10 protein-coding genes are annotated in these 14,789 nt (G+C 28.2%); 7 read left to right on the forward strand and 3 right to left on the reverse strand.

The window, feature by feature from the left end; translation table 11 throughout:
- The first annotated feature begins 53 nt into the window (after positions 1-53).
- Genes rseP through purH form a run of 5 tightly spaced genes read left to right on the forward strand, consistent with a single transcriptional unit; the run spans position 54 to position 6,086 of the window.
- Entirely contained in the window at positions 54-1,196 is a 1,143-nt protein-coding gene (gene rseP / locus ECAJ_RS04425) for an RIP metalloprotease RseP (protein WP_011304970.1), read from the forward strand.
- A gap of 4 nt (positions 1,197-1,200) precedes the next feature.
- Entirely contained in the window at positions 1,201-3,510 is a 2,310-nt protein-coding gene (gene bamA / locus ECAJ_RS04430; protein WP_011304971.1) for an outer membrane protein assembly factor BamA, read from the forward strand.
- A gap of 12 nt (positions 3,511-3,522) precedes the next feature.
- Complete coding sequence (locus tag ECAJ_RS04435; RefSeq protein ID WP_011304972.1) at positions 3,523-4,071, forward strand: OmpH family outer membrane protein; 549 nt, start codon at positions 3,523-3,525, stop codon at positions 4,069-4,071.
- A gap of 21 nt (positions 4,072-4,092) precedes the next feature.
- A complete protein-coding gene (gene fabZ, locus ECAJ_RS04440; protein WP_011304973.1) occupies positions 4,093-4,539 on the forward strand; it encodes a 3-hydroxyacyl-ACP dehydratase FabZ in 447 nt (148 codons plus the stop codon).
- 32 nt (positions 4,540-4,571) lie between these two features.
- Positions 4,572-6,086 carry a bifunctional phosphoribosylaminoimidazolecarboxamide formyltransferase/IMP cyclohydrolase gene (gene purH / locus ECAJ_RS04445; protein ID WP_011304974.1) on the forward strand — a complete coding sequence of 505 codons (1,515 nt, stop codon included), beginning with the start codon at positions 4,572-4,574 and terminating at the stop codon, positions 6,084-6,086.
- Between the two features lie 959 nt (positions 6,087-7,045).
- On the opposite strand, the gene pgsA is transcribed toward purH, so the two are convergent.
- Positions 7,046-7,603, reverse strand: coding sequence for a CDP-diacylglycerol--glycerol-3-phosphate 3-phosphatidyltransferase (gene pgsA / locus ECAJ_RS04450; protein WP_011304975.1), 558 nt, complete (start codon positions 7,601-7,603; stop codon positions 7,046-7,048).
- Between the two features lie 339 nt (positions 7,604-7,942).
- On the opposite strand from pgsA, the gene ECAJ_RS04455 reads away from it, so the two are divergent.
- Positions 7,943-9,205 (forward strand): cbb3-type cytochrome c oxidase subunit I, encoded by a 1,263-nt coding sequence (locus ECAJ_RS04455; RefSeq protein WP_231243037.1) that lies wholly within the window; start codon positions 7,943-7,945, stop codon positions 9,203-9,205.
- 738 nt (positions 9,206-9,943) lie between these two features.
- Here ECAJ_RS04455 and ECAJ_RS04460 read toward each other — a convergent pair.
- Entirely contained in the window at positions 9,944-10,570 is a 627-nt protein-coding gene (locus ECAJ_RS04460) for an SURF1 family protein (RefSeq protein WP_011304977.1), read from the reverse strand.
- A 387-nt stretch (positions 10,571-10,957) separates the two neighbouring features.
- Between ECAJ_RS04460 and ECAJ_RS04465 the strand changes: the two genes are divergently transcribed.
- Positions 10,958-12,808, forward strand: a complete 1,851-nt coding sequence (locus ECAJ_RS04465; protein ID WP_044262072.1) for a pentapeptide repeat-containing protein — start codon at positions 10,958-10,960, stop codon at positions 12,806-12,808.
- A 606-nt stretch (positions 12,809-13,414) separates the two neighbouring features.
- Here ECAJ_RS04465 and ECAJ_RS04470 read toward each other — a convergent pair.
- The gene (locus tag ECAJ_RS04470; protein ID WP_011304979.1) at positions 13,415-14,674 is read right to left on the reverse strand and encodes an iron-containing alcohol dehydrogenase; all 1,260 of its coding nucleotides are present in this window, start codon (positions 14,672-14,674) and stop codon (positions 13,415-13,417) included.
- Positions 14,675-14,789 lie beyond the last annotated feature (115 nt).

Raw genomic sequence — 14,789 nt, forward strand, 5'->3', positions numbered from 1 at the left:
ATATAAATATACTATATTATCCAATTAGTTTTAAGACATCTAGTGTTCTATTTATGGCAAGTATTATTGATAATATATATCATATACTAAATAGTGGGTCATTCTATTTGCTGTCGTTTCTTACCATAATGTCCGTTATAGTTTTTGTTCATGAGTACGGTCATTACATTGTTGCAAAGTTATGTAATGTCAAAATTGAAGTTTTTTCCATAGGATTCGGCCCTGAGTTATTTGGAATTAATGATAAATCTGGAACAAGATGGAAGTTTAGTATTATTCCAATAGGAGGATACGTAAAGATGTTAGGTGATGAAGATCCATCAAGTTCTCAAGGAGGGTCCAGTCATTTATCAGAAGGAGAAAAGTCACGAGCATTTTGTGAAAAGCCTTTATATCAAAAATTCCTCATTGTTTTTGCTGGACCACTAGCAAATTTAATATTTGCCATAATAGTACTTATGATGTTTTTCACTACTAAAGGAATAATGAAGCACAATTCTGTCATTGGTGGTGTATTACAAGACAGTGTAGCAGAACATGCTGGGTTAGCATCTGGAGATATAATTTTGAAAATTAATGACCATAATGTCAAATGGTTTGAAGAAATTAAATACTACATTGAAAAATATGCAAAAGATACTCAAGAATTAATCATAGAATATTCAAGAAACGGACATATTCACACAGTAACAATCAAACCAAGTATTAAAGAAGAAAAAGGAAGTTTTGGTCAAATTAAAAAAAGGGCATTCTTAGGAATAACAATGAGTAATGTACTCAGTAATTATGAATTACAGAGGTTAAGTGTTACCAGTGCATTCGTTCAATCTATCAGCTATACTTACCTTTTGTCAAAGTCAATTTTTCAAGTATTAGGGCAAATGTTAACAGGAAAACGCAGTATTTCTGAGCTAGGTGGGCCTATACGCATTGCACAATATTCCGGAGAATCAGTAAAACATAATGAAGTACTGCTGTGTATGGCTATGATTTCTATTAATCTAGGTGTAATGAATTTGTTGCCAATTCCTATGCTAGATGGTGGACACATTTTCCAATATTTCGTTCAAGCCATATTACGACGTAAGCAACTTAACCCTAAATATCAGAGGTATGTATCTACTATTGGGTTAATGCTTCTTCTATCTTTAATGATTTTTGTCACTTTTAATGATATAAAAAGTATGTTTAAGTAGTTTTATGAAATACATTGTCATTATTTTAATATTATTTTCTTCTTCTTTTGCTTATGCAGAAGCTTTAAATACTAAGGTTAAGCAAGTACAAATTAATGGTAACCATAGGCTAGATTATAAAACTATCTATTTTTATTCAAAAATCAACCTAGAAGATAACGTTACACAAGAGACTATTGACCAAATTATTAAAAACTTACACTCAACACAATTATTTTCACACATTGATGTACACGTTAACAAAGATAATTACTTAGTAATTAATGTTAAGGAAAATCCTGTTGTTAATAACATTATTTTCCATGGTAACAAAGAATTTAACAAGAAAGACTTGCAAAATGACATCTTAAAGTTAAAAAAATTAGCAGTGTTTACAAAATCAAAACTGCAACAAGATATATCAAACTTATTAATGCTCTATCAAAGTAAGGGTAAGTTAGGTGCAAAAATAGCTTATGAAGTAAAAGAACTCGAAAATAACAAAATAGATGTCATCATTAAAATAAACGAAGGGCCAACATCAAGAATAAAAAATATCAAATTTATTGGTAATAAGTTTTTCTCAGATGCTATATTAAAAAAAGCTATTCAGTCAAGTGAACATTATATTTATAAAATATTCAGTAGTAATACAAAATTTGCTTCTGAAAGATTAATGCTTGATCAAGCAGGTTTATATAATTTTTATACATCCAAAGGTTTTATAGATTTTAAAGTTAAGTCAGTAGTACCAGAATTAAGAGATGATCATAACATCAACTTAATTTTTTCTGTTGAAGAGGGAATAAGATACAAGTTTGGGAATAGTAACATCATTATAGACAAACAAGTCACTAATCATCAACAATTAAAGGAAGAAATTCAGAAACTTGTAATGTCAAAAAGTGGAGATATCTTCAACAGAGAAGTCATTAATAATTCTATAGAGAAAATAACACAACATTTAAGTAATAATGGCAACTTCTTTTCAGATGTCAAACATGAATATAACATAAAAAATGATACAGTTGACATAGACTACATAATATACACAGGAAACAAAGTTTATATTAATAAGATAAATATTACTAATAACAAGACTACTCTGGATCAAGTAATTAGACAGAAGTTAAATATTTCTGAAGGTGATATATATAATGCAAGTGTTATTAATAGATCTTATAAAAATATACTAGGATCAGGCTTTTTTGAATCTGTCAATGTAGAAAACCATAAGATAAACGACAGCTTAGTTGACTTGACATTTCAAGTTAAAGAAAGAGGTACTGGGACATTTGCTGTATCTGCAGGGTTTTCCAGCGTAACTGGACTTGTAGGCAAAATAAATATACAAGAAAGGAATTTATTTGGTACTGGGAAAGTATTATCCCTACAAGCAGAAAAATCCACTTCTTCTTTATCAAGCAGTGTTGACCTTGTAATGCCAAACTTTTTAGATACTGATTCAGCTGTAGGTTTTGGTTTATTCTATGCACACCAAAATAAGCCAGGAGGAAAAAACTATAGCACTACTAAATTGATAGGCAATTCAGACAGTGCTTTCAGTAGTAGTAATGCTGGCTTTATGCTACACACATCACATGATATAACAGATGACCTAGGTCTCTCATTAAATTATGCTTATAAGCACGTCAATATATTTAATATTAAAGATACCGCATCTGATTTAATTAAAGAACAAGGGGGTAAAAGCATTGATTCATCTATAGGTTATGCTTTGCAATTCCGCAAGTTTGACAATTTATCCAAAATTAGAGACGGATACTTTATTAAACTTCGCCAAAATTTCTCTGGGTTAGGTGGTACACTACACTATATTAAAACGGAAGGTTCATTTAATTATAGTAGAGAACTTTTCCCAAAAATTAGCAATGATATCCTACTAAGTATTAAAACCTCTATGGGATATGTCTTCTCATATAAAAGTGATGAACAAGTAAAAATAAATCAACGTTTCATAATAGGTAGTAATGAAATTAGAGGGTTTCATGTATCAGGGATCGGACCAAGAGATAAAAAGACTTTAGATGCATTAGGCGGAAAGTTTTATTTTAGTATGATAAATCAAGTTGATTTCCCTATAGGGTTACCAGATGACTTAGGGATTAAAGGCTCTTTGTTTATTGATGCAGCAACCCTATTCGGTCTCGACTATACAGATAAAGAATATTATGAAAACAAATCACTAAGGATCTCTGCTGGTTTTGGTTTTTCATGGCGTTCTCCATTCGGACCAATGAGGTTAGATTTCGGCTTCCCTATCAGGAAAGAAGATTATGATGTTACAGATATGATAAGGTTTTCAATGCAGTAAACGAGGTATCCTATGCGATTAAAATTATTTTTAATTATTTTCATATTAGCCACTACACTAAGCAATTACGCTTTAGCAAAAAATGATCAAAATATTCCTGTAGCTTTTATTGATCGCGATATAATAATATCAGAAGCATTATCAGTAAAAAGTATCAGGGCACAATTAGATGATAAACGTGCAGCACTACAGCAAGATTTTGCTGCAAGAGAAGAAGAATTGCATAAAGCTGAAGAAGAATTAAGCAAACAAAAAACTATTTTAAGCTCTGAAGCTTTTGAAAAGAAAGTTGCAGATTTTAAAACAAAAGTATCAAATTTACAACAAGATATCTCTGTAAAAGGAGCAGAACTAGAAAACATGTACATGAATGCCATGGAAATGGTTTATAACAAAATCAAAAATATATCAACCAAAATAGCAAAAGAAAAAAATATCAACTTAATCTTATTTTTAATAAAAAAGAATCAAGTATTTTATGCTACTGATGGCATAGATTTTTCCAATGAAGTACTAGAAAGATTGAATAAAGAATTACCAAATATAGAAATCAAGAAGTGATATATTAATTAGGGAGTTCATATGCAATTCAATATTCAAGAAATCATTAAAATGATACCGCATTCGTATCCTTTTTTACTGATTGATAAAGTAATTGCATGTACGCCTAATGAATCCACAATAGCAGTAAAAAATGTGACTTTCAATGAACCTTTTTTTATTGGTCACTTTCCTGGTAATCCCATTATGCCTGGCGTACTTATTGTAGAAGCTATGGCACAAGCATGTATGATATGTGTTATAAGTAATGACCAAGGGCAGAATACACAGGATTATTCAGTATATTTTATGTCAATAGAGCTTGCGAAATTTCGTAAACCTGTCATTCCAGGAGATACATTAATCATTGAAGTAAATGTGACGCATAAAAGGAATAATACATGTAAATTCCAATGTCACGCACAAGTAGAAAATACATTGGTTGCTGAAGCACAGATTTTAGCAATGATTAAACAAAATGAAGCGTAATTTATTTTAGTAGATGTCAATTACAGAAAAATATGAAAGTCAAAAGAGCAATTATATCTGTATATAATAAAACAAATATTATAGAACTTGCAAAGTTTCTTATTGCACAAAAAGTAGAAATCATTGCAACAAGTAGTACTTATCAAACTTTACTAGGTGCAGAGCTGCAAGTGACAGAAGTATCTGATTACACAAATTTCCCAGAAATAATGGGCGGTAGAGTAAAAACTTTGCATCCAAAAATTCATGGTGGAATATTAAGTAACAGAAATAATCACGCTACAGAATGTTCAAATTTAGGAATATATGACATAGACTTAGTTATAGTAAATTTATATCCATTTTTTCAAGTAGCAAGTCTCAAAACTTCAACTGAAAGTGAGATAATAGAAAAGATAGATATAGGAGGGATAACACTATTAAGAGCTGCAGCAAAAAACTTTCATAATGTAACAGTAGTATCAGACATCAATGACTATGAAACATTAAAAGCAGAAATGACTAACAACCAAAATACTACAACTTTAACATATAGGAAACATCTAGCAAAAAAGGCATTCGCGATAACTTCATCTTACGATAGCAATATATACAATTGGATGAATAAAGATAGCAATGATACTTTGCCAAAAACATTCATTATACATGGCAATAAAGTACAAACATTGAGATGCGGTGAGAATCCACATCAGCAAGGTGCATTTTATAGTAGTGCAAAAAACAAATATCCGCTAGAACAACTACATGGAAAAGAATTAAGTTATAATAACATAGTAGATATAGAATCTGCAATAAACATAGTATCAGAATTTACACAACCAGCAGCAACAATCATAAAACATAGTAATCCTTGTGGAACAGCAATTGCTGATAACATTACAAGTGCTTATAACAATGCTTTTTCCTGTGATACAAAAAGTAGTTTTGGTGGAATTGTTGCACTTAACAGAGAAATTAATGAAGACATAGCAGAGGAAATCAACAAAATTTTCATTGAAGTAATAGTTGGTACATCTATTACAGACAAAGCATTAGAAATCATACAAAAAAAGAAAAATGTGCGAGTCATATTATCTACACAATATAATTCGCCAAAATATACAATTAAAAATGTAAGTGATGGGTTTTTATTACAAGAAAGTAATACAAATCAATTATCAGCAAAAGACCTAATACAAGTCACAAATTTTCCAGTATCAGATGATACTATTTCTAACTTACTTTTTGCATGGAAAGTATGTAAACATGTAAAATCCAATGCAATTGTTATCGCAAAAGATCATCGCACAATAGGAGTTGGGGCTGGTCAAATGAGTCGTGTTGACAGTCTTGAAATTGCAATAAAAAAAGCACAAGATTGTACAGGAGCAGTTTTAGCATCTGATGCATTCTTTCCATTTACAGACAGTATATTACTAAGTGCATCCGTAAACATCAGTGCAATAATACAACCCGGAGGGTCTTTAAAAGATAAAGAAGTAATAGAAGAAGCAAACAACCAAAAAATTGCTATGTTCTTTACTAATATTAGAAATTTTTATCATTGATCAATAACTTGCTATTTAATATTTATGATGCTAGTAAGATAATATAGAGGCTTTACAGTATAACTTACATTAGCTTTGTCACAATCTCGACATTTACACAGTAGCAGCTGTTCATTACTGCAATTACTAGCAGTTATTTTTTTCAATATAAATATCCATAAATTATTTTGGAAATACATGCACTTAGTAATATATAAAAAATAAGTAAATGCATATTAATCATGCAACTGTTAAATACAGTATTATTCACCATATAAATTATATTTCTCTAAAATAGCCCATAAAAAATTATTTATTACTAAAATACACTAGGAGTAATTTCTCCTATATATGCTAATTTTGCAAATATTCTATCATAATACAAATACACACAGCATATTCTTACCATACAACTGTTAAGCATACCAATGTATAATGTTGTACAGTTCATGAAAACTATTTTTATTGAATGATTACAAGCACTTTTCTATATATACAGTAAAATATATTTTTTTAAGAACAACATAGAATTAAACCATATATAACATATTCTTCTGAATCAAATGTTCCATAGTATCACTTTTAGTACACAAATTATTATTTGTATACGGAAACTGTTTGTTATTAATGACTACAAGCACTTTCTATATATACAGTAAAATATATGTTTTTAAGAACAACATAGAATTAAACCATATATAACATATTCTTCTGAATCAAATGCTCCATAGCATCACTTTTTAGTACACAAATTATTAGATTTATATATGGAAACTGTTTGTTATTAATGACTACAAGCACTCTCTTACATATATAGAAAAATATATGTTTCTAAAGATAACATAAAATTAAAGACATATAGTACACATTCTTATCAGCTCTATAGTATTACTGCACTAATGCATAATAATTTTCTGTGACACAGTACATAAAAACTATTTGTCATTTTAATCATGAGATGAATTCTCAAAACAAAACTATTATTTTTGCAAACATATGTACTTTATTGCAATACAGACATAAAGATATGCAGAATATATAGTCAATGCAGCTGCAAAATATAGTATCACCTCACCAATATACAATATTAAACTATCATTTAACATTAACATAGCAATAGCAGCCATTTGTATAAATGTTTTTATTTTTCCTAACTTAATCACAGGTAGTTCAACATTCATAGAAATCAAAAATTCTCTTAGCCCAGAAATTAAAATTTCTCTACAAATTATTATTACCACAGGAATAATAGTTATACCTGTGATTTTACCAATGTAAATTAACATAATTACAGTTGCAGCAACAATTAGCTTATCTGCAATTGGATCAAATAACTTCCCAAATTTAGATTGTGTTTTCCATATACGTGCCAAGTAACCATCAAAAAAATCTGTGACACATGCAAAAATAAAGATAATAAATGCTATATAATTTGAATTATTATCACCAATATAAAAGCTACACACTATTGCAGGAATTGCAAATACTCTCAATATAGTTAACAAATTAGGCAAAGTTCTTCTAAAATCATCAACCATAATGCATAATATCTTATATCCCACCCTATAATAATGATAATCTCAATAACTTCAATATTTATATTAAAGTTATACATTGCCTGAGTATATAACATCAAATATACAGTATCTAAATAACAAATACTAGTTGTATTCTATGAGTTATCTTCATCCATGCACTTTATATTAAATAATGTACTAGTGCTGCTTTATTAAATTTAATATTAATTAATATCTAGAATAGGATTAAATATTCTTGAGTATTTTAATAGTAGATTTATAATTCAGCTTTTAGTAAGGTTGTTTACATCAATGCTCAATGTTAATACCTATAATTTAAAATTGTGTCATAAGTGGCTGGTGTTAGGTGTCTCTGCTTTGGGAATATCTGGACTTTTATCTATATTCGTCATATTGCTTAGACTTCCTATATCAAAATCTTTCATCCTGAATGTAGATAAAGTTTTCGATACATCACTAGTAATACATGTCAACTTATCAGTATTAGTATGGGCATCCTCTATTGTTTCAATAATCTCAAGTTTGATTATTTCTACCAACAAGTATTCAAAATGCTTTACATATTTATGCTATCTTGCATTTATTGGTACATTTTTAATGGTGTTATCTGTATTCTTTCCCAATGCAGAACCAATAAAAAATAATTATGTACCTGTTATTAATAATACATGCTTTTTATCAGGGCTAATAATATTCATTGTAAGCATACTTTTTCATTCAATATTATCAATCAAATCTCACAACTTAAAGATCCATCAAGACGTTGCATTGGGAGTTCATGGTATTTCAATAATACTCATATGTGCTGTTCTATGTTTCACAATGTCTTATTACTCAATACATAAAAACAATTACTTTTCCATAATATCGTTCTATGAAAATGTATTTTGGGGAGGAGGACATATATTACAAATGGCATTCAGTCAAGCACTATTAGTAGTGTACCTAATCATGCTTGGAACAAACAATAAACTACTTAATAAAAACTTAATCAATACTATATTTATAATCAACACTTTATCCACTGTTATAGGACCAATAGTATACATATATCACCCATCTGATTCCCAATTTGCTATAGACTTTTTCATATGGCATATGCGTATCCTTGGAGGGATAATACCTGTATTTGTTTTCATATTAACATTATTTAATTTAAAAACATTACTAAAACATAACTATCATAGTTTAATATGTACAACATTACTATTTAGCTATGGCGGTATACTAGGTATACTGACTATTCATGGGAATGTAACAATACCTGCACATTATCATGGATCCATTGTTGGTATGACTATTGCATTCATGGGATTTATCTATTGGCTTTTACCAAAACTAAATTTTGGATACACAAACAACTTTTATACTAACCTACAAGTATATGTATACAGTTTAGGACAATTCTTACATATAACTGGATTAGAATGGTTAGGTGGATATGGAGCCCTACGAAAAGTAGCATATTTACCTGATACAGCATCAAAGATTGCAAAACACTGTTTTACACTTGGTGGCCTCATGGCAATAATTGGTGGATGTATGTTTGTAGTTATAGTATTACTACAAATTCGCAAAAAAAAATCTAATGAAGTACAATAAATTACTAATAGTAAATCAGTACTTACACTTTACTTAAACATTTTCAGAATATTAGCACTATTAACACACCATCTTACAAATCTACAGTAGCATCAATACAGATACCTTATTGTAGAAAAACTAATAAACATATTGCAGCTATTCTTTATCAAATAAATTTTAAAATATTACACAAGCTTTGATATTAAAAACTACATTTGAAATATAAGCAATTTATATTCATCATAGCTTACATCTGTCACAGTATAAGTATGTTATTGTATATCAAAATCACAAGCACAAAGTAAAGTCATCTCTCTATTAAAGAAATCTCCTCCAGAGATTATTCACTGAAGCTTTTATATAAAAAATTACACATATTAAATAATCAATTAAGTATCATAAAATACACTAAGGTGTACAAATTATCTATAGTAAAATATACAAGTCTTTAAATCTAATAGATAAATAGATATACAATAAAACTAGCTATCTTTATTAAAGAAATTTTCAGATTACTAGAAAATTTTCACATTATAGAAATTATAGGAAATATCATTAATAAACTTATACCATATTATCAGTTACATTAGCTTACAGATTAGCCATAACAACACAAATATTTTTAAAGCACACAGCTACTATATTGCATTAAGAAACTTTCATATTAGACATGCAAGCTTTTATCACAAAAATTACTCATGAAATAATTCATTAAAATTTAACATGATAAGATAAGACAATAGAATATCCTAACGATTATTTATAGTAGCATAAATACATATATCCTACCAACCATATCAAAGCTAATAAGTACCAAGTAATAATATACTCAAGATGATCATTTCTAACTTTCAGCGGAATATTAGGTTTTATGCCATCAAAAGTATTATCAGACCATATTATACAATTCTCTAAAGGTATATTAATTTGCTTCATCATACTCTCTATATCAAACCAAAACCAAATATTAGCATCAACATCATTTTTAACAAACCACCCTATTTTTTTATTACTATCACATGATAAAATTCCCTGAATATTAAGTAAATTCGTACTAGAAAGCTCAAACTTATCTTCCTTATTCAATACTGTCCCTTTATTAACTAATATATATCTACCATCACTTAAATGAAACGGTTGCAACAAGTAATAACCTAATGTTTTAGCAAAAACAAAAAATCGATAATTATTGTCAAAAACCCCATTCACACTAACATGTCTATAATTCTGTTTTATTATATCATGACTTTTTAATTTAGAAGGTGGATCTTGCATAGCATGTATGATATTAGTTTTTTCTCTCAATCTAAATATTTGCCATGTACCAAGTAAGACCATTGTAGAAAATGGCAGCATAAAAACTATAAACAATCTTAACCACATGACATCATTATCCTTTACCAATCTGCAAGTAAGCTACTATATCAGATATAATATTTATACTGTAAATAAAACATTCTTATGAGAATTATAAAATATCAATCTACTTTTATGATATATGATAACAAAATATAGATATCCAATACAAAAAATCACTTACAAACTATCACTAGTAATATAATTTTAAGTGTTATCCATTATTTGATACTGAAGGCTAGATACATAAGAAAAGTTACACAAGTATGTCATGTTAAAAATTAAGTACAGAACAAACTTTTAATATCTAATATGCAATAAAAAATATATAATCAAGAAACTAACATTAACAATTTTATGATACTTATTACTTATAATCAGCTAGATTATATTATCAGATTATACAAATATAATATGAAGCATTACATAAAATACATTTTTACAGTTCTAACAACATGTGCTTTATTTTTCAATATCAATATATGTTATGCTAATGCAACAGATCAAAATCAACAACAAGGTGACATTACAAACCAAGAAAACTTCTTTACTGTTAAACGCACATCACTTACCAAAGAAGATTTCGTAAGTTTCATAATAAAATGTCATGCTAAAGGCATACCTTTAGATTTTAAAAAAGAGTTTGGCAACAATTTATCTGGAGCAGATTTTAGTGATTTAGACCTTCGAGGATCAGTATTCAATAACGTTAATTTATTACATGCAAATTTTACAAGAGCTAACTTATCTAGTTCTACTTTCACAGACACTAATATGCAAGGAGCATCATTTATAAATGCTAATTTAAGCAGATCTAACATAAAAAATTCAAATCTAAATTTTGCAAATTTTACATCTGCAGACTTACAAAAAACTATAATTACACAATCAAAAATCAATAATACGAATTTTAGTGATGTAGACATGCGTTTTTCTATTTTGACAGGAATAGATGGATCATTTGCAAATTTTTCTGAAGCAGAACTAACATTAGTTTCAATACTTAATTCTAGAATAGAAAAAACAAATTTTCATGATGTTGAAGGTGAAAGTATATTAATCCAAGACTGCAATTTATCAAATTCAAACTTTTTTGGAGCAAACCTACATAACTCAAAAATCCAATTCTCCAATCTAACAAATACAATCTTGTATGGAGTAAATTTGGATTCATCAGACGTAACAGGCAGTAATTTCAGTAACAGCAATATGGAAGTATCAAATATCTCTTTTTCAAATTTCCAGAATGCTGACCTAAGTAATACAAACATGCACCTTGTAGATGCGCATTACACTAATCTCAACAACACAAACTTACACAAAGTATGCATGAGTAATGGAACACTAGTTGGTGTAAATCTAAAAAATTCTACATTATCCAACGCAGATTTAAGTAATGCAAACTTAATCAATTCCATCATGGAAGAATCAGACATGCAAGAAGTTTTATTCAATAACACCCATGTTACAAAATCAAATATGAAGTATGCTATCCTAAATAATACAACTATCAACAACACAGTTTTTCTAAACTCAGATCTTACAATGACATCAATAAGAAACACAGAATGGCATAACTCCAGCATTTATTCAAGCAAATTAACCTCTGCAATTATAGATAATAATACCATTAAAGACAGTACATATGATAAAGTAACTGCAGCAAATACAATATGGTCTAATTCAACAATAGAAAACAGCAATATTAGTCATACCAATCTTGATTTCTCAACATTTAACAATAACAAAATACATAAAGTTAGTTTTTTCAGCAATCATTTAGAATCTGCCAAGATAGAAAATTCAAATATAACTGGATCAAGCATTTATAAAAATATTCTCACTAATTTTCTAACTAATAATTGCGACACAGAAAATACAATAATTATCGAGAACAAAAACTTTATTTTAACAGCACTTCCTAGCACAGCAATTACATCTCTTAAATCTTTACAAAGCACTATAACAAATAATAAAAAATTTGATGTCAATTTTTCTAACTTTGATTTTAGAAAAATTAACTTAAACAATTCAAATTTTTCAAATTCTATATTAAAGAATGCAAACTTTTCAGGTTTAAAATTAGAAAATGTCAACTTTTCCTTTGCAGATTTACAATCTTCTCATTTTAAGAATTCACAACTTAAAAATGTAGATTTCTCTAACGCAAACTTAGAAAACGCAGACCTATCACATAGTAAATTAAATGAAGTCAATACACACAAAACAAACTTAAGAAATGTTAAAACAGACCTTACTCACTGAAAAATCTGTTAATACTCATTAACTAAACCAAGCTAAGGTTTTAGCAGCGTTACATAATTATAAACTAAAACTTTTTATAAACAACCTAAAAATATTTTAAACAAGTACTCTAAATACAGTTATTTAAAAGTAACATAATGCAAGTTAACATATTATAATCTATTTAAATACTGTAAAACGTTATTGTACTATAAGAAGAAAAAGATATGATTACCATATGAAAAAACAGTTTCTTTTAAATATAAAGAAAACTATCTTATGCTTATAACTCATCAATAATTAAGCAGTGTATATTATAGATTACAATAATACATAACATGCACTAAAAATACTAACTTACACAGTGCTATTTTCAATAACTTTTTTATAACCAAACATAAATATTGTACCTAAGCATTACAGTACAAATTACCAACATATAAAAACATTTAAAAATTGCATTATCCAAATCCATTTTTGTAGTAAGTATTAAACTTTTTTATGTTATATATATGTTTACTATACTATGGCAGGAAAAAGATATGCTAACATATTAAACCATTAAAAAAAATAATAGCATCCCATTTAACACTATAACATCAGTAAAACTTAAAATACACTGATGACTTATATATCTTCAACGATTGGTAACCTAGCATGATGTGCGATATCAAGAAATGTAAACCTTTGCCTAGTAACAAATGCAAACTCTATAACCTTACTATATTTACTAGCGTTCCATCCAATATGTTCTGGCTTATTAGGACATCCTATATTAATTAACATTTCCTTAATTAATAAATCAGATAATACCCTTTCTTTAATATTTTCAACAATAAAAGACCACTTATCACTTATCAGGTTGTTCAAGTAATCTGCTCTTTGCTGATTAATAAATTTCTTATCTAGTATATCACAAAATTCCTCAGCATATTGTATATGAAAATACTGTTTTACATTTTGAGCATTTATCAATGTAGGATAAAGTTTCGGTACTATTTTCAAAATTCTATGTTGTAAACATGCCATTGTGATAGTACTTACGCCAACAAATTCACCATGAAAGAAAGACATATTACTTTGCAAAAGTTCTATTGTATGTGCAACCATATGTTCACCCTGACTAGCAGAATGGCTACTTCCTACAATAAACATACCTAACCCTGACAACAGCAAAGCTTGCATTAAAACCATAATACTATATTCATCACGTTTTATTAATCCCAAGTAATCAACAATTAATGCATTTTCACTTTCTTTACTGATTAAAAATGGCAATTCAGTATATTTACTTCCTAACAATAAATGCGATAACAACCAATCTGCTTGCGCTGTAGACCTACAAATAAAATCAGCAAAACCACTTACTATTAATCTTTCTGGAGCATTGACAATAATATCAACATCCAAATATATTGCTTTAGGTAAATGAGATTGTAGTGATTGTTTACACCCATTATTTAGTATTATAGACGCATTAGATGATGTATACCCATTCATAGAAGGAGCAGTAGGAAATGAGATATAACTTTTATTTGTTACATAACTTACATATTTACAAATATCATTAATTGTACCACTACCAAAGGATACTAAAACATCCGAATCCTGTGATTTCTCCTTAACTAATTCCACTAGTTTCTGAGAAGCAGAAGCTAAATATGGTATTATTAAATGTTTAAAACCATTCAACACAGCCTTACTCAATAGAGGTGCAATATTGACATCCGTTACAATAAAACCATTATTACCATATTGTTTAACTATATCACATAAATCATTACTTATTCCTCTACCAATATGTATACTCTTTATAGTATTAACTACTGATTCCAATCCACAAAAATTTTCATCAATTAAAACCTGCTTTAAAAATTCATTATACATAATAAGAAACAAGGAATGTGTTAACTATTCATATTATCTAATAAACTAGTAACACAAAAAACATTTTATTTACTAAAGTACATATCAACCTACGATTTACACCTTTTTTATAAAA

It is taken from the genome of Ehrlichia canis str. Jake (genome assembly GCF_000012565.1).
In the GTDB taxonomy this organism is placed as follows: domain Bacteria; phylum Pseudomonadota; class Alphaproteobacteria; order Rickettsiales; family Anaplasmataceae; genus Ehrlichia; species Ehrlichia canis.

Coding starts and splice junctions, on each gene's coding strand:
- rseP (WP_011304970.1), top strand. CDS start 54: ATGGCAAGTATTATTGATAATATATATCATATACTAAATAGTGGGTCA.
- bamA (WP_011304971.1), top strand. CDS start 1,201: ATGAAATACATTGTCATTATTTTAATATTATTTTCTTCTTCTTTTGCT.
- ECAJ_RS04435 (WP_011304972.1), top strand. CDS start 3,523: ATGCGATTAAAATTATTTTTAATTATTTTCATATTAGCCACTACACTA.
- fabZ (WP_011304973.1), top strand. CDS start 4,093: ATGCAATTCAATATTCAAGAAATCATTAAAATGATACCGCATTCGTAT.
- purH (WP_011304974.1), top strand. CDS start 4,572: ATGAAAGTCAAAAGAGCAATTATATCTGTATATAATAAAACAAATATT.
- pgsA (WP_011304975.1), bottom strand. CDS start 7,603: ATGGTTGATGATTTTAGAAGAACTTTGCCTAATTTGTTAACTATATTG.
- ECAJ_RS04460 (WP_011304977.1), bottom strand. CDS start 10,570: ATGTGGTTAAGATTGTTTATAGTTTTTATGCTGCCATTTTCTACAATG.
- ECAJ_RS04465 (WP_044262072.1), top strand. CDS start 10,958: ATGAAGCATTACATAAAATACATTTTTACAGTTCTAACAACATGTGCT.
- ECAJ_RS04470 (WP_011304979.1), bottom strand. CDS start 14,674: ATGTATAATGAATTTTTAAAGCAGGTTTTAATTGATGAAAATTTTTGT.